This window comes from Actinoplanes rectilineatus, assembly GCF_000962825.1.
GTDB lineage: Bacteria > Actinomycetota > Actinomycetes > Mycobacteriales > Micromonosporaceae > Actinoplanes > Actinoplanes rectilineatus.
Genome location: NZ_JZKF01000009.1, coordinates 145,615 through 167,954, shown reverse-complemented (window position 1 = coordinate 167,954; position 22,340 = coordinate 145,615). Strand labels below are relative to the sequence as shown.

Below are 22,340 nucleotides of genomic sequence, written 5' to 3'. Positions count from 1 at the left end.
TACGAGTCTCCCTGCCGCGGTCGACTCAGGAGCCCGGAGACCCGCGGATCGGGTATGCCTCCCGGCTCCGGGCCGGCCACGTGCCGCTCGGATCAGAGTGTGTGGAGTTGTGGGGTTGACCGCCGGTATGTCATGCCGCCGGCCACGCGGTCAGCGGCCGGCGGGCGCATCGAACTTGCATCCGTGCAAGTTCAAGTGATGCCGTAATGTAATGCGATCTATGTTGTGTCTGTTGCTTGCAATGGTCGAACAAACCTTGTGTAACGCGAGGCTAGGTCGCAAGCACCGCTTCGGTCAAGGACTCATGATTCGGCAGCGGATAGGACGTACGGCACAGACGCGCTTACGCCCAGCTCACGATCTCAGCGGGATATTTCCGGCGTACCGTGCGATGACGCCCTCGAGTCGCCGCCCCACCTCTGCCTCAGCGCCGCCTCGACGGGTCGGCCCCTGCCGCGAGAGCGAGGGAATGCAACACGGAGCGTGACAAGAACGGGTGATGTGGTGGCCGGCTCCACCGCCACGGCCACGTGGACGCCACGGAAGATCCCGCCGAAGGGATGACAGAGGAAGGATCCTCACATCAGGACTATATCGGTGGGAGCCGCGTAGATCGGGCCATTACCGGCTGTTCGCGATCAGGGCGGGCCGGTGTCGAACCGGCCCGCGTCACTGCCCTGCGGCCTCGTCGGCCAGGGCGTCGGCATCCAGGTTGTCGGCGAACTCGGCGGCCTCGGCATCCCGCTCGGCCAAGGCGTCCTTGACGGCCCGGATCGCCACGCCGGCCGGGTAGCCCTTGCGGGCGAGCATCGCCACCAGGCGGCGGAACACGGCATCCGGCGCGCCCCGGGCGGTACGGAGTTTCCGGTCGACCAGGGCACGGGCGGTCTCCGCCTCGGCCTCGTCGTCGACCGCCTCCAGGGCCTCGGTGGCCACCTCGGCATCCACCCCACGCTGACGCAGCTCGTTGGCGAGCGCGCGCCGGCCCAGCCCTCGGCCGTGGTGCCGGCTGGACACCCAGGCGCGCGCGAACGCGGCGTCGTCGATGATGCCGACCTCGTCGTAACGGTCGAGGACCTCGGCGATCACCTCGTCGGAGATCTCCTTGCGGGTCAGGGCCTTCGCCAGCTCGGCCCGGGTCCGGGGGCGGACGGCGAGCTGGCGCAGACAGATCTCCCGGGCCACCTCGGACTCGTCCCGCGGCTCGGGCCGGGGCGCGTCGGCACCCCGGGAATTCCGATCTGGGCGCGCGTCGGCACCCCGGGAATTCCGGCCCGGGCGGGCGTCGGCATCCCGGGAGTCCTGGTCCGGGTGCGCGTCAGCGCCGGCCCGGGGCGGGATGGCATCCCATCCACGCCCGGACCGTGCGCCACGTCGTCCGGCCATCGCGGACTACCCGCCGATCAGAAGTCGACCGGCGGCAGCTCGGGGCCACCGGCCGCGTCGTTGGCACTCTGGCCGACGCCGAGCTTCTCGAGGATCTTCTTCTCGATCTCGGCGGCGACGTCCGGGTTCTCCTTGAGGAACTCCCGGGCCTTCTCCTTGCCCTGGCCGAGCTGGTCGCCGTCGTACGTGTACCAGGCACCGGACTTACGGACGATGCTCTGCTCGACGCCGACGTCGATGAGCGAACCCTCCCGCGAGATGCCCTTGCCATACATGATGTCGAACTCGGCCTGCTTGAACGGCGCGGCCACCTTGTTCTTGACGACCTTGACCCGGGTGCGGTTGCCGACCACGTCGGTGCCGTCCTTCAGGCTCTCGATGCGGCGCACGTCGAGCCGGACCGAGGCGTAGAACTTCAGCGCACGGCCACCGGTCGTGGTCTCGGGCGAGCCGAACATGACGCCGATCTTCTCGCGGAGCTGGTTGATGAAGATCGCCGTGGTGCCGGTGTTGCTCAGCACACCCGTGATCTTCCGCAGCGCCTGGCTCATCAGTCGCGCCTGCAGACCGACGTGACTGTCGCCCATCTCACCCTCGATCTCGGCACGCGGCACGAGGGCGGCGACCGAGTCGATGACGATGATGTCGAGGGCGCCCGAGCGGATCAGCATGTCGGCGATCTCGAGCGCCTGCTCACCGGTGTCCGGCTGCGAGATGAGCAGGGCGTCGGTGTCGACACCGAGGGCCTGCGCGTAGTCGGGGTCGAGAGCGTGCTCGGCGTCGATGAACGCCGCGAGCCCACCGGCCTTCTGCGCGTTGGCGACCGCGTGCAGGGCGACCGTCGTCTTACCGCTCGACTCCGGGCCGTAGACCTCGACGACCCGGCCGCGCGGCAGGCCGCCGACGCCGAGCGCGATGTCGAGGGCGATGGAGCTGGTCGGGATGACGGCGGTCTGCACGACCGGCCGCTCCCCGAGCCGCATCACGGAGCCCTTGCCGAACTGCTTGTCGATCTGTGCCAGCGCGAGTTCGAGCGCCTTTTCCCTATCCGGTCCTGCTGCCATTGCCGCCACCCCTGTATTCGACTTCGCGTTCTTCGTCGAAGAGCTCTTGTTCACCACGGCCGACACGGTATGCGGTGGGTACGACAAAAATCATCCACCCCACCTCCGGCTGTGGATGGCCGAGCCGCTGTGGACAATAGCCGAACACCTGTACGACGATCGAGTGACACGCCAGAACAAACGTTCTAAAGCAGCTCAGCGTAGTCGCGAGGGCACACGATCGGGGTATGCCGCCACCACCGCGCGCCAGACGGTAACGGTTTCGACACCCTGAGCAATCGCCTCGTTGATGGTCCGGCCGTCGAGCGCCGAGAACGCCTGATCCGCCGCGATGCTCCGGGCATAACCGGATCCGAACGACTGCTCGAGTCGTCCCCAGAATTCTGTCAACCGCACCGCCCGAGCCTACCCAAGAGGCGGCGCGGTCGATCTCTACGCGACCGCCGCGGCGGCCGTCCGCAGGTCGTCGACGAGCACGCGGTAGGCCGTCTCCCGGTCGTCGGCCCGCAGCACCGCCGACGGATGGAACGTGGCCAGCGCCTGGATCTCGGCGACTGGGAAGTCCTCCGGATGCTCGGACGCGGCCGGCCACGACATCAGCTTGCCGCGGTCCCGGGTCACCCGGAACGACGACCCCAGCAGGGCCCGTCCGGCCGTCGCCCCCAGAATCACCACCATCTGCGGATTGAGTAACGAGAACTCCGCCACGAGCCACGGCCGGCAGGCGGCGATGTGGGTCGGCCCCGGGTTCTGGTGGATGCGGCGGCTGCCTCGCATCTCGAACCGGAAATGCTTGACCGCGTTGGTGATGTAGAGATCGGCCGGGTCGATGCCGGCGTCGTCGACGGCCTCGCGCAGCAGCCGGCCGGCCGGGCCGACGAACGGCAGGCCGTGCCGGTCCTCGACGTCGCCGGGCTGCTCGCCGACGAAGACGATCCGGGCGTGCGGGGCGCCCCGGCCGAACACCGTCTGGGTGGCGTTCTCATGCAGCTCACAGCCCCGGCAGTCGGCGGCGGACTGTTTCAGGGCGTCGATGCTCTGCGGGTGCGGGGGCACCCACTGCTGCGCGCCGGCGGGCGCCTCGGTCCATGGCATCCCACCGTTCTACCCGTGCCGTTCGTCACCGTGACGACCGCCCCGCCCCTGTCGGGGGACACCCTCACCGCATCGGTGACACCACCCCGCGCGGGCGGATCGCCGCCTCGACAGCGGCCACCACGACCGGGATCTCCGCCTCCGCCAGGGTGCTGACGGTGATCCGGATGCCGGGCCCGGACCCGATCCGGAACAGCGAGCCGGGCGCCACCGCGATGCCCTCGTCCCGCAACGCCGAGACCACGCGGGTCTCGTCGGGCACCGGGATCCAGACGTTGATGCCGGTCTCCCCCCGCGCGGGCACACCGGCGGCGAGTAGGGCGTCGCGAAGGGCGGTGCGACTTTGCGCATATGCCCTGGCGGCGCCGGCCACCAGGGCGGTGACCTCCGGGTCCTGCCACAGGTGGAGGAGGATCTGCTGGGACAGCGCCGGAACCCAGCCCATCCCGAGCCGCATCCGCCCGGCCACCCGGGCGACGGTCGTCTCGTCCCCGGCGACCACGCAGATCCGCAGGTCCGGCCCGAACGGCTTGGAGGCGGACCGGACGAACGCCCAGGAACTGGTCACCGGACCGATGCAGTGCGGCTCACGGTCGGCCAGCTCGGCGGCGTGGTCGTCCTCGACGACCAGCACCCCCGGATGACCGGTCAGCAACTCGCGGAGCTGGACGGCCCGGTCGGCTCCGGTGGCGGCGCCGGTCGGGTTCTGCGCCCGGACGGTGACCACGACAGCGCGGGCCCCCGCGCGGAGCGCACCGGCCAGAGCGGCCGGGTCGATGCCCTGCTCGTCGACGGCGACCGGCACCGGCCGCAGGCCGAGCGCCGCGAGCAGGTCGATCAGGTTGGCCCAGCCGGGGTCCTCGATCGCGACCGCGTCACCGGGGCGCAGGTGGGCGAGGAGCAGGCGTTCGATCGCGTCGAGCGCGCCCGCGGTCACGGTGATCGCGGCGCCGTCGACCGGGATGCCCTCGGCCCGCAGCCGCGACCGGGCGGCGGCGGCCAGCTCCGGCAGTACGCTCTCCGGCGCGTATCCCCTCGGTGGCTCGCCGCGGTCGGCCACCGCACGGAGAGCGGGACCCAGCCGGGGCAGGAGACGCAGGTCGGGCTCGCCGGAGGAGAGGTCGCGCATCCCCGGTGGGATCGACGGCCGCAGGTCGGACCGGAGCAGGGCCAGCGCGGGCCGGGACCGGACCCGGGTGCCCTTGCGCCCCTCGCTCTCGACCACGCCTCGCTGCCGCAGGTCCTGATAGGCGCGGGCGACCGTGGCCGGGCTGACGCGCAGGTCCCCGGCGAGGATCCGCACCGCGGGCAGGGACGTCCCGAAGAGGAAGTGGCCGCCCCGGATGCCGGCCTCGATGCTCGCCGAAATCTCGGCGGCGTTGCTCCCGTTGACCTGATACTGTGCTGCCACAGCGGCCATTCTGTACTAGCACAAGCATCCCTGCAACTCGAGGCACCGCTGCACCATGATCGACCCGGCGGAGGCACCCATGACCGACCTCTACACCCCCACCGAACGCACCACGGCCACCCGCTACCGCCAGAGGATGAGCTACCAGCGTGACAAGGCGCACGCGATCCTCGACGAGGCCTACGACTGCGCCGTCGGCTTCGTGGTCGACGGTGAGCCACGCGTCCTGCCCAACCTGCACGTCCGGGTGGGCGACACCCTTTACCTGCACGGATCGACCGGCGCACGGATGGCCCTCGCGGCACGTGGCGACGGCATCCCGGTGTGCGTGACGGTCACCCTCCTCGACGGCCTGGTCTATGCGCGGTCCCAGTTCAACCACAGCGCCAACTACCGGTCGGTGGTCGTCGTCGGCGTCGCCCGCCCGGTCACCGACCCGGCGGAGAAGGCCCGCTTCCTGGCCGTGCTGGCCGACAAGGTCGGCGCGGGCCGGGCCGCGGACAGCCGCCCACCCTCCCGGCAGGAGCTGGCCCAGACCAGCGTGCTGGCGCTTCCGCTGGTCGAGGTCTCGGTGCGGGAGCGCGCGGCCGGCGCCGTCGACGACCCGGAGGACCGGGACCTGCCGCACTGGGCCGGCGTCCTCCCGCTGCGGACCGTGGCCGGACCGCCGGTGACCGAGCCCGAGGTGACCGCCGCTCCCCCGGCCTACCTGCCCGGCGCCCCGTCGGCCTGGCAGACGCCGGCCGTCATGACGGGCCGTCACGTCCGGCTGGAGCCGCTCACTCCGGGACACCTGCCCGGACTGTTCGAGGCGCTCGACGACGACGAGGTCTGGCGGTTCCTGCCCCGGCCGCGACCGGCCTCACCGGCGGAGCTGGCCGACGAGATCACGACCGCGCTGCGCGACCAGTGGGAGGGCCGCCGGGCCGCGTGGGCCCAGGTCGACCCGGCGACCGGCACGGTGATCGGCATGACCTCCTATCACGACATCGACACCGACCGGAAGGCCGTCGGCATCGGCCACACCCTGGTCGGCCGGAGGTGGTGGCGGACCGGCGTCAACACCGAGGCCAAGCTGATGCTCCTGGAGCGCGCGTTCGACGTGCTCGGGGCGGAGCGCGTCTTCTGGTACACCGACATCCGCAACGAACGGTCCCAGCAGGCCATCGCCCGGCTCGGCGCCAGCCGTGACGGTGTGATCCGCCGCCACCGGCTGCGTCCCGACGGCACCTGGCGCGACACCGTGTTGTTCGCCATGACGGTCGAGGAGTGGCCGGCGGCGGCCCGGCGTCTGCGCGACCGCCTGGACGCCGGATGATCATGGCTTTCACCGCGTGGAGAGGGACCGGCCGGTGCTGGGTATAACGGATTTCTGGACGTACGTGCTGGGTGTGGTGGCGATCGTGCTGCTGCCCGGGCCCAACTCGATCTTCGTGCTGTCGGTGGGGGCGCGCCGCGGTGTACGGGCCGGCTACCAGGCGGCCGGCGGCGTCCTCCTCGGCGACGCGGTGCTCATGATCCTCTCGGCGTCCGGGGTCGCGTCCCTGCTACGGACCTACCCCGCGCTGTTCCTGGTCGTGAAATACGCGGGCGCCGCCTACCTCGCCTGGCTGGGCTTCGGCATCCTCCGCGGGGCGTGGGACAAGTGGCGGAGCCGGTCCGAGCCGACGGCCCCGCCCGCGGAGGAGCCGGTCGACATGCGGCAGCCGTTCCGGCGGGCGGCCCTGATCAGCCTGGTCAACCCGAAGGCGATCCTGTTCTTCGTCTCGTTCTTCATCCAGTTCGTGCAACCCGGCTACCCCCATCCCGAGCTGTCGTTCCTGGTGCTCGGGGCGGTCGTGCAGTTCTTCAGCACGCTCTACCTGAGCGCGCTGATCTTCGGCGGGCGCTACCTGGCCGGGCAATTCCGGGAACGCCGGCGGTTGGCGGCAGGCGCGGCCACCGGCGTGGGCGCGCTCTTCGTGGGCTTCAGCATCAAACTGGCCACCGCAACGGCGGGATGACGGGTCGAACCGGCCACCGCGACGGCAGGGTGACAGGTCAAACCGGCCACCGCGACGGCGGTGTGGCGCGTCACCCCGCCCCGGCGGATCCGGTGGCCGACGGCGGGGCGTGATCGGTCCAGAACGTGCCGCGGACCATCTGCGCGTGGCTGAGCTCGGTGGTCCAGGCGTTCTCCGACGTCGACCAGCCGATGACGTACGCCTTGCCGCCGCTCACGAACCACCGGACGGCTGCCCGGCGGGGAGCACCGGCAGGCGTCCGGTAGCGGTACTCCCAGTCGGCGGCCGCATGGATCAACGGGACCGCCGCGATGCCGATCAGCTGATATCCGGGGCCCGTACGACGGCGGCTCTCGGCACGGCAGGCCTCGAGAGGGTTCCGCTTCGGGTCCTGACCGACGTCGATGCTCAGGACCTGTGAGGCGTTCGGGTTCCGGAAGCAGTACGTGGTTCCGGTGCGGTGATAGTCCCAACCGTCCGGGACCGCCAGGTGGAACCCGGAGCCGCCGGTGAAGTAGGACCAGCCGGCCTGGAGGTTCCAGCCGTTGACGCCGCGGAGGGCGCCCTTCTGCGGGGTCTTCCGGGCGGCGGGCGAGGCCTGGTCGCAGGCCTCGGCCACCTTCGCCTTCGGTACGGGCGTGCCGGTCGTCCTCGCCGCGACGGAGCGGGCCGGCTGTCCGCGGCCGGCCTCGTCGTCGCCGGCCGAATGGAGCACGGAGAATCCGCTGACCAGGACGGCGAGCATCAGCCCGGCGGCGATCAGTGCCCGCCGGGGATGGAATCTCCGGGCGGTTTCCGGTCCGCTGGGCTTCGGGGCGGACATGGCGGCCGCGAGGATCGGCTCGCTGACCACCAGTTCGCGGGAGGCCGCGTCGGGGTCGAACGGCTTCCCCTCGGTCGCGGGAAGCGGCCACCGCTCACCATCCGCGTCTTCGGACTCCGCGACCGACTGGAGCAGGGGGCGTATCTCGTCAGCCGTCAGCCGGGTCTCCGGCTCGTACCGCAGCAGCCCCTCCAGCACCACCGCCAGCGGTCCCGCCCGGTCCATATCGCCGGGCGGTTCGGTGGCCAGGGCGGCGAGCGTCGCCATCGCGGTGTCCCGCGCGTACGGCGACCGGCCCTCGACGGCCGCGTACAACGTCGCACCCAGCGACCACAGATCCGACTCGACGGTCGAGGCACCCTCCCAGGCGCGTTCCGGGGACACGTACTGCGGGGAGCCGACGATCAGCCCCGGCGTCGTGATCGAACCCTCGTCGACGATCATCGCCAGGCCGAAATCGGTCAGCACCACGTTGCCGTCGTCCCCGATCAGGACGTTGTGCGGCTTCACGTCACGGTGCAGGACGCCGGCCCGGTGCGCCGCGTCCAGACCGTCCAGCACGGCCAGCCCGATCCGGGCCGCGGCCGGCGGGGCGTACGGGCCGTCCTCGTGCAGGACCTGGTGCAGGGAGCGGGACGGGATGTACTCCATGACGATCCAGGAGAGGTCGCCGACGTGCACGACGTCGTAGATCCGGACCACGTTCGGATGGCTCAGCCGGGCGGCGCTGCGTGCCTCCCGCATCGTCCGGTGACGCAGCAGATCCTGTTCGGCCTCGGTCATCCAGGCGGGCGGGATGATCTCCTTGACCGCCACCTCGCGATCGAGCATCTGGTCGTGGGCCAGCCAGACCCGGCCCATCCCCCCGGCACCGACCGGCTCCAGAAGACGGTAACGGCCGGCAACGAGCACTCCGCCTCACCGCCATCAGGTAACTGCTCATCGGGTCGGGTTTCAGGATAATCGGGTACAGACCGCCCACGGAACGCCGATCACCCGGTCGCCGGGTTTTGTCGTACCCCTGGAGGAGGATGAACCACGTGCCAGAGGTGCTCGAGAGATTCGGTCCGGCCACCAGGGAATGGTTCTCGGCCGCGTTCGCCGCGCCCACCGCCGCCCAGACCGGCGCGTGGCGGGCCATCGGCGCGGGCCGCAACGCCCTGGTGGTGGCCCCGACCGGGTCCGGCAAGACGCTTGCCGCGTTCCTCTGGTCGCTCGACCGCCTGGCCCGCGAGCCGGTGCCCGAGGAGGCCCGGCGGCGCTGCCGGGTGCTCTACGTCAGCCCGCTCAAGGCGCTGGCGGTCGACGTCGAGCGCAACCTCCGGGCCCCGCTGACCGGCATCCGGCAGGCTGCCGGGCGTCTCCACCTGCCGCCGCCGGAGATCACCGTCGGCATGCGCACCGGCGACACGCCCGCCGACGAGCGACGCGGCTTCGCCCGCACTCCGCCGGACATCCTGATCACCACGCCGGAGTCGCTGTTCCTGCTGCTCACCTCGGCCGCCCGAGATTCGCTGCGCGGCGTCGAGACGGTGATCCTCGACGAGGTGCACGCGGTCGCGGCGACCAAACGTGGTGCCCACCTGGCCCTCTCCCTGGAACGGCTGGACGCCCTCCTCGGCCGTCCGGCGCAGCGGGTCGGTCTCTCCGCGACGGTCCGGCCGATCGACGAGACGGCCCGGTTCCTCGGCGGCGCACACGACGTCGAGATCGTCCAGCCGCCGAGCAGCAAGACCATCGAGGTGGTGGTCGAGGTCCCGGTGGAGGACATGACCCGCCTCGACGAGCGGCCCGAGCCCGGCGCCGACGACCCCGGGCAGGGCAGGCACACGCCGTCGATCTGGCCCGCCGTGGAGGAGCGCGTCCTCGATCTGATCGAGTCCCATCGCTCGACGATCGTCTTCACCAACTCCCGGCGTGGTGCCGAGCGGTTGTGCGCCCGGCTCAACGAGCTCTCCGCCGAACGCTCCGGCCAAGACCCGGGTGCGTCCGATTCCGGCGATTCATCGGGTACGCGTGAAGCACCGCGATCCGCCGAATCCGCCTCGTCCCGTCCTGCCGCGCCGGGGGTGACCGTGCCGCCCGGAGCGCCGTCGGACCCGATGTCCACGGCGTTCATGGGCTCCTCGCCGGGCGCCCCGCCGGTCCGGATGCCCGCGGCGATCATGGCTCAGTCGGCGGCCACGACCGGGGCGCCGCCGATCGTGGCCCGCGCACACCACGGCAGCGTGTCCAGGGAGGAACGCAAGCAGATCGAGGAGGCGCTGAAGTCCGGACTCCTGCCCGCTGTCGTCGCGACCTCCAGCCTCGAACTCGGTATCGACATGGGCGCGGTCGACCTCGTCGTACAGATCGAGGCCCCTCCCTCCGTCGCGGCGGGCCTGCAACGTATCGGCCGGGCCGGGCACCAGGTCGGCGCGGTGTCCCGGGGCGTGGTCTTCCCGAAACACCGGGGCGACCTGGTCTCCTGTGCCGTGGTGGCGGAACGGATGGGCACCGGCGCCATCGAGGAGCTGCGCTACCCGCGGAACCCGCTCGACGTCCTCGCCCAGCAGATCGTCGCGATGGTGGCGCTGGACACCTGGCAGGTCGACGAGCTGGCCGCGCTGGTGCGCCGGGCCGCGCCCTTCGCCGAGCTGCCCGACTCCGCCCTGCACGCCGTGCTCGACATGCTCTCCGGCCGCTACCCGTCGACGGCCTTCGCCGAGTTGCGTCCCCGCCTGGTCTGGGAACGCGGCGCCGACCTGCTCACCGGCAGCAAAGGCGCACAGCGTCTCGCCGTGACCAGCGGCGGCACCATCCCGGACCGGGGCGCCTTCGGCGTGTTCCTGGCCGGCGCGGAGAAGGCGTCGCGGGTCGGCGAGCTCGACGAGGAGATGGTGTACGAATCCCGCGTCGGCGACGTCTTCCTGCTCGGCTCCACGTCCTGGCGGATCGAGGACATCACCCCGGACCGGGTCCTGGTCTCGCCCGCCCCCGGAGCACCGGCCCGGATGCCGTTCTGGAAAGGCGACTCCCCCGGCCGGCCGATCGAGCTGGGCCGGGCCATCGGCGCCCGGCTGCGGGGGCTCACCCGGGCCGGCGACGAGCAGGCCACCGCGACGCTGCGCGAGTCCGGACTGGACGAGTGGGCGGCCGGCAACCTGATCTCCTACCTCCGCGAGCAACGTGAGGCGACCCGGCACCTGCCGGACGACCGGACCGTGGTGGTGGAACGCTTCCGCGACGAACTCGGCGACTGGCGGATGACCGTGCACTGCGTCCTCGGCGCCCGGGTCAACGCGCCCTGGGCGCTGGCGATCGGCCGCCGGCTGTCCGAGCGGTACGGCGTCGACGGCCAGGTGATGCCCTCCGACGACGGCATCGTGGTACGCCTGCCGGACACCGCGGAGGAGCCGCCCGGCGCCGACCTGGTCGCCTTCGACCCGGAGGAGATCGCCCAGATCGTCGAGGAGTCGGTGGGCACGTCCGCACTGTTCGCCTCCCGGTTCCGGGAGTGCGCGGCCCGTTCGCTGCTGCTGCCCCGCCGCGACCCGAAACGACGGCAGCCACTGTGGCAGCAACGGCAGCGGTCGGCCCAGCTGCTCGACGTCGCGCGGGAGTTCGCCGACTTCCCGGTCACCCTCGAAGCGGCCCGCGAATGCTTGCAGGATGTCTTCGACGTACCCGGTCTGGCCGGCCTGATGCGCGAGATCGCCGGCCGCAAGGTGCGCCTGGTCGAGACCGAGACGCAGCGCCCGTCCCCGTTCGCCCGATCACTGCTCTTCGGCTATGTGGGCGCCTTCCTCTACGAGGGTGACGCCCCGCTGGCCGAACGCCGGGCCGCCGCGCTGGCCCTCGACTCCACCCTGCTCGGTGAGCTGCTCGGCCGGGTCGACCTGCGGGAACTCCTGGATCCCCAGGTCGTCGCCGAGACCGAGACCCAGCTGCAGTGGCGCACCGAACAGCGCACCCCGCGCGACGCCGAGGACACCGCCGAACTGCTCCGGGTGCTGGGTGACCTGTCCACCGCCGAGTTGGCCGAGCGCGGCGCCCGCCCCGAGTGGGCGGTGGAACTGGCCGGGGCACGCCGCGCGGTCCAGGTGCGGGTGGCCGGCGAGGAACGCTGGATCGGCATCGACGACGCCGGACGCTACCGGGACGCGCTCGGGGTCGCGCTGCCGGTCGGCATCCCGGAGGCCTACCTGGAACCGGTCGCCGACCCGCTCGGTGACCTGGTGGCCCGCTACGCCCGGACCCACGGGCCGTTCGCGGCGGCGACCTGTGCGGCCCGGTTCAGTCTCGGTGTCTTCGTGGTGGAGCAGGCACTCAAACGGCTGAGCGCGACCGGCCGGGTGGCCTCCGGCGAGTTCTCCCCGGACGGCGCCGGCACCGAATGGTGTGACGCCGAGGTGCTGCGGATGCTGCGCCGCCGGTCGCTGGCCGCGCTGCGCCGCGAGATCGAACCGGTGCCGCCCCGGGTGCTCGCCGCGTTCCTGCCCCGCTGGCAGCAGGTGGGCGGCAACAGCCGTGGTGTGGACGGGCTCGCCGCGACCCTCGAACAGGTGCAGGGTCTGGCGATTCCGGCATCCGCCTGGGAGCGTCTGGTCCTGCCTGCCCGGGTCGCCGACTACGCCCCGCCCCAACTCGACGAACTGTGCAGCAGCGGCGAGGTGCTGTGGGCCGGGTCCGGGTCGATCGCCGGCGGCGACGGGTGGGTGACCATGGCGTACGCGGACAGCGCCCCGTTGTTGCTGCCCCCGCCGGACGAGGAGTTCGCCGCGACACCACTGCACCAGGCGGTGCTGGAGTCGCTCGGCGACGGGCAGGCGCTGTTCTTCCGGTCGCTCTCCGACCGGGTCGGCTCGACCGACGACACCGAGCTGGCGTCCGCGGTGTGGGATCTGATCTGGGCCGGCCACCTGACCAACGACACGTTCGCACCACTCCGTGCCCTGCTCGGCGGCAGCGGGGCGCACCGGGCCAAGGCGGCGCCGGCCCGCAGCCGGTACCGCCGTCCCGGCCGGCCGAACATGCCGTCCCGCACCGGACCGTTGAACATGGCGGGCCGCTGGTCCCGCCTTCCCGACCGCGATCCCGACCCGACCCGGCGGGCGGCGGCCCTCGCCGACCTGCTCCTGGAACGGCACGGTGTGGTGACCCGCGGCGCGGTGATGGCCGAGGGCGTGACCGGCGGCTTCTCCGCGGTCTACCCGGTGCTGGCCGCGCTGGAGGAACGCGGTTCGGCCCGGCGCGGCTACTTCGTGGAGGGGTTGGGGGCGGCGCAGTTCGCGGTGCCGGGGGCGGTGGACCGGCTGCGGGCGCTGTCCGAGCCGTCCGACCCGGTCCGGCGCACCGGAACGTCGGTGGTGCTGGCGGCCACCGACCCGGCCAACCCGTTCGGCGCCGCCCTGCCCTGGCCCGAGCGGATCGTGGACAGCGGCGACGGCGAGACGGCCGTCAAGGCCGGGCACCGGGCGGGACGCAAGGCGGGCGCCCTGGTCGTGCTGGTCGGCGGCGAGCTGGTGCTCTACGTGGAACGCGGCGGCCGCACCCTGCTGTCCTTCCTGGACGACACCGAGGCGCTGACCACTGCCGCGCACGGCTTGGCGGGGGCGGTCCGGTCGGGGGCACTCGGCACGATGTCGGTGGAACGCGCAGACGGCGAATCGGTGCACTCGTCGCCTCTGCGGGAGGCGCTGACGACGGCAGGCTTCCGCGCCACCCCACGGGGCCTGCGACTGCGTGCCTGAGACCGGGGAGCCGCTGCCGCCCCGTGTGGGGAACCGTCTCCCGGTGGGCGACTCACGCCCACGCGACTCACGCCCACGCAACACACGCCCACGCGACCCACACCCACGCGACCCCGACCCGACCCGCACGGAATCCGATTCCTGACGGGACCGGAATCGTGCGGCTCGGGCTTACGTGCGCCCGGCTATGCGGAGTGCGAATCGCGTGGGTGGCGGGGCGAGGTCAGAGCTGGGGCGCCACCTCGGCGGCTACCAGGTCCAGGTGATCGATGTCGGACAGGTCGAGGGCCTGGAGGAAGAGGCGGGAGGCGCCGGCCTCGGCGTAGCGGCCGATGATGTCCACGGCTTCGGCCGGGGTGCCGACGATGCCGCCGTTCTCGCGCATCTCGTCTGCCTCGCGGCCGATGGCGGCGGCGCGGCGGCGGATCTCGGCGTCGTCGCGGCCGACGCACAGGACCGCGGCGGCGGAGAAGGCCGGGGGCTCGGTGCGGCCGATCGCGGCGCTGGCGGCGCGTACCCGCTCGTACTGGGCGGGCAGGTCCTCGATCTTGCTGAACGGGGTGTTGAACTCGGCGGCGTAGCGGGCGGCGAGGGCCGGGGTGCGCTTCTTGCCGTGGCCGCCGATGATGACCGGCGGGCGGGGCGACTGGACCGGCTTGGGCAGGGCCGGCGAGTCGACGATCTGGTAGTGCTTGCCGGTGAAGTTGTAGGGGGCGTCGGCACCCCACAGACCGGTGATGATCTCCAGCTGTTCCTCGAGCCGGTCGAAGCGTTCGCCGACGGGCGGGAAGGGGATGCCGTACGCGGTGTGCTCGTTCTCGAACCAGCCGCCGCCGAGACCGAACTCGATGCGGCCGCCGCTCATCGCGTCGACCTGGGCGACCGCGATGGCCAGCGGGCCGGGCAGCCGGAACGTGGCCGACGTGACCAGCGTGCCGAGCCGGATCCGGGAGGTCTGCACGGCCAGCGCCGCCAGGGTGATCCATGCGTCGGAGGGTCCGGGCAGGCCGGAACCGTCGCCCATCTTGACGTAGTGGTCGGAGCGGAAGAAACCGTCGTAGCCGCCGTCCTCGGCGGCTTTGGCGACCCGCAGGAGATCGTCGTGGCTGGCACCCTGCTGGGGTTCGGTGAAGATCACGAGACGCATGGATCCACACTGCCATGCCCCGGCGGCGTGCCCGGCACGCATCCGATAACAACAGGCAGTAACGTCATGGACCATGGCCGGTTATGGATGGATCAGTTTCACGACCGATTACGGCACTTTTGACGGCTTTGTCGCCGCATGCCAAGGCTCCATCGCGCGCGTCGCCCCCGACGTCCGCGTGATCGACATCACCCACCATGTGCCGCCGGCCGACGTGGCCCGGGGAGCGGCCGTGCTCGCGCAGACGGTGCCCCATCTGCCGGCCTCGGTACACCTCGCGGTGGTCGACCCGGGCGTCGGCACGGCCCGCCGCGGTGTCGTGCTGAGCACCCCGAACGGACTGCTGGTCGGCCCGGACAACGGCCTGCTGATCTGGGCGGCGGAGGCACTGGGCGGCATCGACGCGGCGTACGAGCTGACCAACAAGGACTGGGCGCTCGGCGACGTGTCCCGCACCTTCCACGGGCGGGACGTGTTCGCGCCCGCCGCGGGACGCCTCGCCGCCGGGGCGCCGCCCGCCGAGGCCGGTCCGGCGGTGGACCCGGCGACGCTGGACCGGCTGCCCGATCCGCTGGTGACCCTCGGGGACGGCTGGATCGAGGCCGAGGTGCTGACCGTGGACCGGTTCGGCAACGTGCAGCTGGCGGCCGAGTCGTCGATGCTCACCGGCCTGGGGACGGATCTGCTGGTCAACGGCAACGTCCGGGCCCGACACGGCGCCACCTTCGCCGACGTCGGGCCGGGCGACATGCTCGTCTTCGCCGACTCCGCCGATCACGTGGCGCTCGCGATCAACAAGGGCCGGGCGGTCGTGGTCCTCTCGGTGGTCCCGGGCGACATCGTCCGGATCTCCGCCCGCTGATCAGAACCGGCCAAGAAGGGTAAAAATCGACCGCAGGGGACCGTCAGAGGCGGTGGTGGACCCAGACGTTGGGCTCGATGTAGACGGCGTGATCCTGCTCCACGTCGCAGTGCACCGGCACCAGCGCCTCCGGCACCGCCACCGCCCCCGAGACGTCGAACGGCAGCCCGGTCCAGGTCCGCCACGCCTCCAGGGTTCCGGCGATCACCATGCTGTGGTGCGCGACGTTCACGATCGTGCCACCGGCGCGGACGTGGACCCGGAGCCACGGATCCACCGGGAGGCCGTCGGGACGGCGCTCAGACGCGTACACATCGATGCTTTTGGTGATCTGAGCGGCCTTGCCGCTGGGCCGGACCGGCGCGACCAGGTCGGTGAAGCCCAGCTTGGCCGTGTTGTCGCGCATCGCCGCGAGCATCCGCCCGGAGAGTCCGGTGCCGCGCAGGTCTGGACGCACCAGGATCTCCAGGGCGGAGACGACCGTCGGTGTGACGCCGCCGAGGCGGTCGTGGGCGGCGGTGCGCATCACCCAGTCCCAGCCGTCCTCGGGGAGTCCCGCGGCGAGGTCGCCGTCGAACGCGATCGGCACCGAGTGGGCCTTGGCGACCGCCAGTCCGGTGTCCCGGTCGACGGCGACCAGCGAGAACTCCGGCCAGAGCCGCCGGTAGTGCCGGTAGTAGAGGGGACCGTTCGGATCCTCGCCCATGAAGACCGGCCAGTGATCGGCGAGTTCCGGGAAGGTGCGATCACCGATCGGTGCGATGTCCAGATCCATGCCGGCCAGGATGTCAGCCGGCGCACACGCGGTCACGCGCATTTCCGCCCGAGGTTTCTTCCCCGCGACGGCGGGCAGGATGGGGTCATGCCGGAAGGGGACACCGTCTGGAACACCGCTCGCGTCGTCGAGAAGGCGCTCACCGGCGAGGTGCTGACCGGCTCCGACTTCCGGGTGCCGCGCCTGGCCACCACCGACCTGACCGGCTGGACCGTCGCCGAGTCGGCCAGCCGGGGCAAACACCTGCTGCTGCGCCTCACCCGGGACGGCCGGCCGCCGCACACCCTGCACTCGCATCTGCGGATGGAGGGGGCCTGGCGGACATACGCCCCCGGCGAACGCTGGAGTGGTCGCCCCGCCCACCTGATCCGGGTGGCGCTGCGGACCGCCCGGTCGGTCGCCGTCGGTTTCCACCTGCACGACCTGACGCTGGTCCCGACCGCCGCCGAGGACACGCTCGTCGGTCACCTCGGGCCGGACCTGCTCGGCGCGGACTGGGACCCGGACGAGGCGGTCCGCCGGATCGCCGCCCACCCCACGGCCACCATCGCCGAAGCCCTGCTGGACCAGCGGAACCTGGCCGGGGTGGGCAACCTCTACAAGGCGGAGACGCTGTTTCTGCGCGGTCTGTGGCCGTGGACGCCGGTGGCCGACGTGCCCGACCTGCGGGCCACAGTGGTGCTGGCGCAGAAGCTGGTCGCCTCCAACCGGGGACGCTGGCTCCAGACCACCACCGGCTCGCTGCGCCGCAGCGAGATCAGTTATGTGTACGGCCGCCGCGCCCAACCCTGCCGCCGGTGCGGTGCGGCCATCCAGAAGGACGAGAAGGGCGAACGGATCACTTACTGGTGTCCCGGCTGCCAGCCCAGACGTCAGCGGTCGTGAACGGCCGGGTCGCGTCCCGCATCTCGGCCAGCCCCTCGGCGATCCCGCGCAGACGGTCGGTCGCGTCGACCAGTCCCGAATACGCCGGGTGGCGTATCTCGGCGATCGGGTGACCGTCCTCGGCGACGAAACTGGCCGCGGCCGCCACCAGCTGCTCGAACGCCACGACCCCGTCGACGAACTGCTCGGCGAGGGCGGTGTGCGACTGCTCCAGGCCGGTGCGCTGCTCGGCCCGGCTGAGCGGGATGGCGCGCTCCACACTGGCGATCCGCTGGCCCAGGTCACGCAGCCACTGCTCGGCGGTGGCCGCCTCCAGGACCGCGGCCTGCCCCTCGCCGGTGAGCCGGCCGGCCAGACCGGTCATCGCCTGCGAGGCGATCTCCAGCCGGTCCCACGGGCCGGCGATGATCGAGCCGCGGAAGGAGTACCGGTTCTTCTGACGCCGGACCTCGTGCAGGACGGTGCGTCCGGCCGGGAAGCGTTCCAGCGCCGCGGTCAGGCCGGGCACCGGGGCCGGCGGGAGTTCCGCGGGCGCCGGGGACGCGGCCAGCGCCCGGTGATCGCTCCACCGCCACCATGCCAGCACCACCGAGGCGCCCGCCCCGGCGGCCCAGGCCGCGTCTGCCGCGCCGATCCCCTGGTAGGGGGTGAGGACCGCGGCGGCGGCCGTCAGACCGCCGCCCAGGACGCTCCATCGGCGGGCCGACTTGCGCAGCTTCCTGAGCCGCTTGAAGTACTTCCCCCTCGCGTCCACGCTCGCTCCACTCAGCCGGCGGCGCTCGTGTCGCCGCGCTTCTGGTTCATGCTGGCGCGGATCTCGTCCAGTCGCGCCACACTGGCCGGGTCGGCGGCCGGCGTCGCCGGCTGCTCCACGGACGGCTGCGCCGACGCGGCGCCGAGCTTCTCCCCCGCCATGCTGGCCCGGATCTGCTCCAGCCGGGACGAACCGGCCAGGTCCAGACTGGACTTCTGCACCTCGAGGATCCGGCCCTCGACCGAGTTGGAGGCGAGCTCCGCCCGGCCCATGGCGTTCGCGTACCGCTCCTCGATCTTGTCGCGCACCTGGTCCAGCGAGGGCGTGTTGCCCGGCGCGGTCAGCTGCGACATCGACTCCAGCGACTTGGCGACCGTCTCCTGCATCTTGGCCTGCTCGAGCTGGCTGAGCAGGCGGGACCGCTCGGCGATCCGCTGCTGCAGGACCATCGCGTTGTTCTCGACGGCCTTGCGCGCCTGACCGGCCGCGGCGAGCGCCTGGTCGTGGAGGGTCTTGAGGTCCTCCATGGCCTGCTCGCCGGAGACCAGCTGGGTGGCCAGGGTCTGCGCGGTCGACTCGTATTTCTGCGCCTCGGCCTCGTCACCACCGGACCGGGCCCGATCGGCCAGCACCAGCGCCTGCCGGGCCATGCCCTGCAGTTTCTCGACCTCGGACATCTGGCGGGACAGCTTCATCTCGAGCTGCCGCTGGTTGCCGATGACGGCGGCGGCCTGCTGAACGAGGGCCTGGTGCTGCCGCTGGGCATCCTCGATGGCCTGCTGGATCTGGACCTTCGGGTCGGCATACTCATCGATCTTCGCGCCGAAGAGCGCCATCACGTAGTGCCAGCCCTTGACGAACGGATTCGCCATCTCGCGGTATCCCCTCAAATGTCGCTCCGTCGGACGCATCACCGTCGTGAACAGTCCTGACGGTGATGCGGCACCCATCGTGTCAGCCCGACGCCAGCGGCGTCACGTGACCTACGGGGGATCTCAGGGTCTCCCCTGGCTTCGAGGCTACGCCCCCCTGAGGCCGCTCGGCGACACGCGGACAGCCCGCCAAGCACCGCCGACCGGCCGAGACGCCCCCGGGACCGGTGCCGCAACGGGAGACCGGCCATGCCGCGGCCCGTCCGCCTCTCCGGCACGTACCCCGAAACAAAACCGGACCGCTCCCCCGGGAGCGGTCCGTTCGTCGTGTGATCATGATCAAGCGGCGTAGACGATGTCCCGCTGGCTCTTGCGGGTCGCGTGCAACGTCGTCTTCAGCGGCGAATCCTGGCGCACCGAGACGGACACCTTGCCGTCCGCCGTCATGGCGCGAGCAGGCTCGGGCCGCGATGGCTCCGGCTGGTCGCTGACCGGGACGAGAACGCCCTCCATGCTCTCCGCGACGGAGAGGGTGTTGCTGACCTCACCGAGCAGTTCGGAGAGGCGGGCGCCGAGCGCGTCACAGATGGCGGCCAGCAACTCGCTGGAGGCCTCTTTCTGACCACGCTCGATCTCGGACAGATAACCCAGGCTGACGTTCGCGGCGGTCGACACCTCGCGCAGCGTGCGGTGCTGTCCCTGCCGGCGCGCCCGAAGTGCGTCGCCGATAACGCGGCGTAGCAGGACCATGGCACCTCCTCCTGCGGGCAGGGCCGCCGGCATACGCCGGAGGCTTCCCGCAACCGTACCTGGCGCGAGCGGTGCCGACATCCCGCCCCGCCGAATTCAGTCTTTTCCATGGTCGGCCACCGATCCGGACAACCCGCACGGTATCGGAGGTATTCCCTGATCAGACCGGTGCCGGGGCGGAGCGGAGAGAGTCATCGAGCAATTGCAGGACGGCCGTCACACTTTCGGTACGGATCGCCTCCCGGCCGCCGGTCAGCCGCAACTCGCGGACCTCGGCGACGGATCGACCGGCGACGGCGACGTAGACCAGCCCGACCGGCTTGCCGCCCTGCGGATCCGGACCGGCCACCCCGGTGGTGGCCACGCCCCAGTCGGCGCCGCACCGGTCCCGTGCCCCGGCCGCGAGCGCCAGCGCCACGTCCGGGTCGACCGGGCCGCGTTCGGCGAGCAGACCGGCCGGCACCCCGGCCAGGCTCTGCTTGAGATCGGTGGCGTAGACCACCAGACCACCACGGTAGACAGAGCTCACCCCGGGGATGGCGACCAGCGTCGCGCCGACCAGACCACCGGTGAGCGACTCGGCCGTGGCCACCGTCTCGCAACGATCCGTCAACGCGCGCACGGCCGCCGCGGCCGCCACCGCCATCTCCATCTCCATCTCCATCTCCACGGGAGACTCCTTCAGACGCTCTTCCCGGCCGAGGCGCGCATGCGCAGGGCCTCCACCACGTAGGCCAGGCCGGTGACCACGGTGACCACCAGAGCCGCGCCCATCAACCAGACACCGACGAGGTGGAACGGGTGCGGGAACGGCCACAGGTACCACGCGATGGCGACGATCTGCAGGCCGGTCTTGAGCTTGCCGCCGCGCGACGCCGGGATGATGCCGTAGCGGATCACCCAGAAGCGCAGCGCGGTCACCCCCCACTCGCGGACCAGGATGAGGATCGTCACCCACCAGGGCAGCACGTCGTAGACCGAGAGCAGCACCAGCGCGGTGCCGGTCAGGGCCTTGTCCGCGATCGGGTCGGCGACCTTGCCGAACGAGGTGATCAGCGACCAGCGCCGGGCGATCCAGCCGTCCAGGAAGTCGGTCGCCGACGCCACGCAGAACGCCACACAGGCGGTGATCCGCCAGTCCGCGTCACGCATCTCGGAGAGGACCACCAGGGCCAGGAACACCGGGACGAGCACGATCCGGACCACGGTCAGCGCATTGGCCGCGTTGTACAGCGACACAGTGCGGGCAGCGGCCATCGGAGCGGGCCCGTCGGTCATCGCGCCACCGGGGCCGCAGAGATCATCTCCAGCGGGACCGCGATCAGGTCGACCCCCTCGGTCCCGGTGACCTTGGCCCGGACCAGATCGCCCGGGCGCAGCGCGGCCAGGTCGACACCCTCGCCGCCGACCAGCGTGGTGGAACCGTCCACCTCGGGCGCCTGGTGCTCGGCCCGGCCCTCGACCTCGTCGCCCTCGATGGTGTCGATCAGCACCTCGACGGTGCTGCCCATCCGGTCCTCGGCCCGCTGCGCACACAGCTCCTCGACCAGGGCGGTGACCCGGTCGTAGCGCCGCTTGACCGTCGCCTCGCTGAGCTTGCCGTCCAGGCCGGCCGCCTCGGTGCCGTCCTCGTCGCTGTAGTCGAAGACGCCGACCGCATCGAGGCGGGCCTCGGTCAGGAACCGGACCAGCTCGTCCACGTCCTGCTTGGTCTCGCCGGGGAACCCGACGATGAAGTTGCTCCGGGCACCGGCCTCGGGCGCCAGCTTGCGGGCCGAGTCGAGCAGCTCCAGGAAGCGCTCGGTGGACCCGAAACGGCGCATCCGGCGCAGCACCGGCTCGCTGGAGTGCTGGAAGGAGAGATCGTAGTAGGCAGCCACACCCGGAGTGGTCGCGATCGTCTCGACCAGGCCGGGACGGGTCTCGGCGGGCTGCAGGTAGCTCGCCCGGACCCGGACGATGCCGTCGACCGCGGCCAGCTGGGGCAGCAGCTTCTCCAGCATCCGGGGGTCGCCGAGGTCCTTGCCGTACGACGTGCTGTTCTCGCTGACCAGCACGAGCTCGCGGACGCCGGACTTGGCCAGCCACTCCGCCTCGGCCAGCAGCTCCTGCGGGTCGCGGGAGACGAAGGCACCACGGAAGGCCGGGATCGCGCAGAACGCGCAGCGACGGTCACAGCCGCTGGCCAGTTTCAGCGACGCCACCGGGCCGGTGTCCAGCCGGCGGCGCAGCACCGTGCGCAGGTGCGCCGGGGTGTGCTCGTCGACGGTCGCGTGCCCGGGGACCACCACCTTGGCGGCGTGCCGGGCGACCGGCGTGATCGGCAGCAGCTCACGGCGGTCCCGCGGGGTGTGCGAGTCGAAACTCTCACCGCGCAGCACGCCGTCGAGACGGCCGGCGATGTCGGTGTAGTCGTCGAAGCCGAGAACCGCGTTCGCCTCGGGAAGGTTCTCGGCGAGCTCCTTGCCGTAGCGCTCGGCCATGCAGCCGGCCGCCACGACCTTGGCACCGGTGTCGGCCGCGGCCAGCAGGGTGTCGATCGAGTCCTGCTTGGCCTTCTCGACGAAGCCGCAGGTGTTGACGAGGACCACGTCGGCGTTCTCCGCGTCGGTGCCGACCTCCCAGCCACCGGCGTCGAGACGGGCTGCCAGCTCTTCCGAGTCGACTTCGTTGCGGGCGCAGCCCAGGGTCAGGAGCGCGACACGGCGGGTGGGTGGGGTCACAGACACCCGACAAGGTTACCGGGCAACCGGGCGAGGACGTTCCTCCGCTCGGTCGGCT

Annotated in this window: 19 protein-coding genes; 5 read left to right on the top strand and 14 right to left on the bottom strand. The window is 71.8% G+C overall.

The annotated features are described in order from the left end of the window. Positions 1 to 669 precede the first annotated feature (669 nt). The 5 genes from WH85_RS10220 to WH85_RS10205 all read right to left on the bottom strand — a co-directional run bounded on the left by WH85_RS10220 (position 670) and on the right by WH85_RS10205 (position 4,956). On the bottom strand, positions 670 to 1,386 hold the full coding sequence (locus tag WH85_RS10220) for a regulatory protein RecX (RefSeq protein WP_045741510.1): 717 nt from the start codon (positions 1,384 to 1,386) through the stop codon (positions 670 to 672). Between the two features lie 17 nt (positions 1,387 to 1,403). Continuing rightward, positions 1,404 to 2,450, bottom strand: coding sequence for a recombinase RecA (gene recA / locus WH85_RS10215; RefSeq protein ID WP_045741509.1), 1,047 nt, complete (start codon positions 2,448 to 2,450; stop codon positions 1,404 to 1,406). 195 nt (positions 2,451 to 2,645) lie between these two features. Next, entirely contained in the window at positions 2,646 to 2,846 is a 201-nt protein-coding gene (locus WH85_RS48590) for a DUF3046 domain-containing protein (RefSeq protein ID WP_083448907.1), read from the bottom strand. Between the two features lie 36 nt (positions 2,847 to 2,882). Then, the gene (locus tag WH85_RS10210; protein ID WP_045741508.1) at positions 2,883 to 3,545 is read right to left on the bottom strand and encodes a UdgX family uracil-DNA binding protein; all 663 of its coding nucleotides are present in this window, start codon (positions 3,543 to 3,545) and stop codon (positions 2,883 to 2,885) included. A gap of 64 nt (positions 3,546 to 3,609) precedes the next feature. After that, positions 3,610 to 4,956 carry an aminotransferase class I/II-fold pyridoxal phosphate-dependent enzyme gene (locus WH85_RS10205; RefSeq protein ID WP_045741507.1) on the bottom strand — a complete coding sequence of 449 codons (1,347 nt, stop codon included), beginning with the start codon at positions 4,954 to 4,956 and terminating at the stop codon, positions 3,610 to 3,612. A 79-nt stretch (positions 4,957 to 5,035) separates the two neighbouring features. Here WH85_RS10205 and WH85_RS10200 point away from each other — a divergent pair, with 79 nt between their 5' ends. Both WH85_RS10200 and leuE read left to right on the top strand, forming a co-directional pair. Beyond that, a complete protein-coding gene (locus WH85_RS10200; RefSeq protein WP_045741506.1) occupies positions 5,036 to 6,274 on the top strand; it encodes a bifunctional pyridoxamine 5'-phosphate oxidase family protein/GNAT family N-acetyltransferase in 1,239 nt (412 codons plus the stop codon). Between the two features lie 34 nt (positions 6,275 to 6,308). Continuing rightward, positions 6,309 to 6,959, top strand: a complete 651-nt coding sequence (gene leuE, locus WH85_RS10195) for a leucine efflux protein LeuE (RefSeq protein ID WP_052720288.1) — start codon at positions 6,309 to 6,311, stop codon at positions 6,957 to 6,959. A gap of 70 nt (positions 6,960 to 7,029) precedes the next feature. Here leuE and WH85_RS10190 read toward each other — a convergent pair whose 3' ends face one another. Continuing rightward, positions 7,030 to 8,643 carry a serine/threonine-protein kinase gene (locus WH85_RS10190; protein WP_245673876.1) on the bottom strand — a complete coding sequence of 538 codons (1,614 nt, stop codon included), beginning with the start codon at positions 8,641 to 8,643 and terminating at the stop codon, positions 7,030 to 7,032. Between the two features lie 179 nt (positions 8,644 to 8,822). On the opposite strand from WH85_RS10190, the gene WH85_RS10185 reads away from it, so the two are divergent. Continuing rightward, complete coding sequence (locus WH85_RS10185) at positions 8,823 to 13,514, top strand: Lhr family helicase (protein ID WP_425394628.1); 4,692 nt, start codon at positions 8,823 to 8,825, stop codon at positions 13,512 to 13,514. Positions 13,515 to 13,737: 223 nt separating this feature from the next. Here the strand turns inward: WH85_RS10185 and WH85_RS10180 are convergent, their stop codons facing one another. After that, positions 13,738 to 14,661: an LLM class F420-dependent oxidoreductase gene (locus WH85_RS10180; protein WP_045741502.1), complete on the bottom strand. Its 924-nt coding sequence runs from the start codon at positions 14,659 to 14,661 to the stop codon at positions 13,738 to 13,740. A 73-nt stretch (positions 14,662 to 14,734) separates the two neighbouring features. Between WH85_RS10180 and WH85_RS10175 the strand changes: the two genes are divergently transcribed. Then, positions 14,735 to 15,523 carry an SAM hydrolase/SAM-dependent halogenase family protein gene (locus WH85_RS10175; protein WP_045741501.1) on the top strand — a complete coding sequence of 263 codons (789 nt, stop codon included), beginning with the start codon at positions 14,735 to 14,737 and terminating at the stop codon, positions 15,521 to 15,523. A gap of 43 nt (positions 15,524 to 15,566) precedes the next feature. Here the strand turns inward: WH85_RS10175 and WH85_RS10170 are convergent, their stop codons facing one another. Next, positions 15,567 to 16,298, bottom strand: a complete 732-nt coding sequence (locus tag WH85_RS10170) for a hypothetical protein (protein WP_045741557.1) — start codon at positions 16,296 to 16,298, stop codon at positions 15,567 to 15,569. Between the two features lie 87 nt (positions 16,299 to 16,385). On the opposite strand from WH85_RS10170, the gene WH85_RS10165 reads away from it, so the two are divergent. Next, the gene (locus tag WH85_RS10165) at positions 16,386 to 17,183 is read left to right on the top strand and encodes a DNA-formamidopyrimidine glycosylase family protein (RefSeq protein ID WP_045741500.1); all 798 of its coding nucleotides are present in this window, start codon (positions 16,386 to 16,388) and stop codon (positions 17,181 to 17,183) included. Here WH85_RS10165 and pspM read toward each other — a convergent pair. The 6 genes from pspM to rimO form a co-directional block, all read right to left on the bottom strand. Continuing rightward, entirely contained in the window at positions 17,137 to 17,937 is an 801-nt protein-coding gene (gene pspM / locus WH85_RS10160; RefSeq protein ID WP_045741499.1) for a phage shock envelope stress response protein PspM, read from the bottom strand. The two genes, WH85_RS10165 and pspM, sit on opposite strands and share 47 nt — an antisense overlap. An 11-nt stretch (positions 17,938 to 17,948) precedes the next feature. Then, positions 17,949 to 18,809 (bottom strand): PspA/IM30 family protein, encoded by an 861-nt coding sequence (locus tag WH85_RS10155; RefSeq protein WP_045741498.1) that lies wholly within the window; start codon positions 18,807 to 18,809, stop codon positions 17,949 to 17,951. A 339-nt stretch (positions 18,810 to 19,148) separates the two neighbouring features. Beyond that, complete coding sequence (locus WH85_RS10150; RefSeq protein WP_045741497.1) at positions 19,149 to 19,559, bottom strand: helix-turn-helix domain-containing protein; 411 nt, start codon at positions 19,557 to 19,559, stop codon at positions 19,149 to 19,151. A 160-nt stretch (positions 19,560 to 19,719) separates the two neighbouring features. Then, positions 19,720 to 20,223 carry a CinA family protein gene (locus tag WH85_RS10145; protein ID WP_245673883.1) on the bottom strand — a complete coding sequence of 168 codons (504 nt, stop codon included), beginning with the start codon at positions 20,221 to 20,223 and terminating at the stop codon, positions 19,720 to 19,722. 17 nt (positions 20,224 to 20,240) lie between these two features. Then, a complete protein-coding gene (pgsA, locus tag WH85_RS10140) occupies positions 20,241 to 20,837 on the bottom strand; it encodes a CDP-diacylglycerol--glycerol-3-phosphate 3-phosphatidyltransferase (RefSeq protein ID WP_045741496.1) in 597 nt (198 codons plus the stop codon). After that, positions 20,834 to 22,288 (bottom strand): 30S ribosomal protein S12 methylthiotransferase RimO, encoded by a 1,455-nt coding sequence (gene rimO, locus WH85_RS10135; protein ID WP_045741495.1) that lies wholly within the window; start codon positions 22,286 to 22,288, stop codon positions 20,834 to 20,836. The genes pgsA and rimO overlap by 4 nt, the downstream gene beginning before the upstream one ends. Positions 22,289 to 22,340 lie beyond the last annotated feature (52 nt).

Bases quoted from the DNA above. Each gene is read 5' to 3' on its own strand.
- WH85_RS10210 (WP_045741508.1), bottom strand. From the start codon at position 3,545: ATGCCATGGACCGAGGCGCCCGCCGGCGCGCAGCAGTGGGTGCCCCCG.
- pgsA (WP_045741496.1), bottom strand. From the start codon at position 20,837: ATGACCGACGGGCCCGCTCCGATGGCCGCTGCCCGCACTGTGTCGCTG.
- WH85_RS10175 (WP_045741501.1), top strand. From the start codon at position 14,735: ATGGCCGGTTATGGATGGATCAGTTTCACGACCGATTACGGCACTTTT.
- WH85_RS10165 (WP_045741500.1), top strand. From the start codon at position 16,386: ATGCCGGAAGGGGACACCGTCTGGAACACCGCTCGCGTCGTCGAGAAG.
- WH85_RS10145 (WP_245673883.1), bottom strand. From the start codon at position 20,223: ATGGAGATGGAGATGGAGATGGCGGTGGCGGCCGCGGCGGCCGTGCGC.
- recA (WP_045741509.1), bottom strand. From the start codon at position 2,450: ATGGCAGCAGGACCGGATAGGGAAAAGGCGCTCGAACTCGCGCTGGCA.
- WH85_RS10180 (WP_045741502.1), bottom strand. From the start codon at position 14,661: ATGCGTCTCGTGATCTTCACCGAACCCCAGCAGGGTGCCAGCCACGAC.
- WH85_RS10200 (WP_045741506.1), top strand. From the start codon at position 5,036: ATGACCGACCTCTACACCCCCACCGAACGCACCACGGCCACCCGCTAC.
- WH85_RS10190 (WP_245673876.1), bottom strand. From the start codon at position 8,643: ATGGGCCGGGTCTGGCTGGCCCACGACCAGATGCTCGATCGCGAGGTG.
- WH85_RS10150 (WP_045741497.1), bottom strand. From the start codon at position 19,559: ATGGTCCTGCTACGCCGCGTTATCGGCGACGCACTTCGGGCGCGCCGG.
- WH85_RS10155 (WP_045741498.1), bottom strand. From the start codon at position 18,809: ATGGCGAATCCGTTCGTCAAGGGCTGGCACTACGTGATGGCGCTCTTC.
- WH85_RS10220 (WP_045741510.1), bottom strand. From the start codon at position 1,386: ATGGCCGGACGACGTGGCGCACGGTCCGGGCGTGGATGGGATGCCATC.
- WH85_RS10170 (WP_045741557.1), bottom strand. From the start codon at position 16,298: ATGGATCTGGACATCGCACCGATCGGTGATCGCACCTTCCCGGAACTC.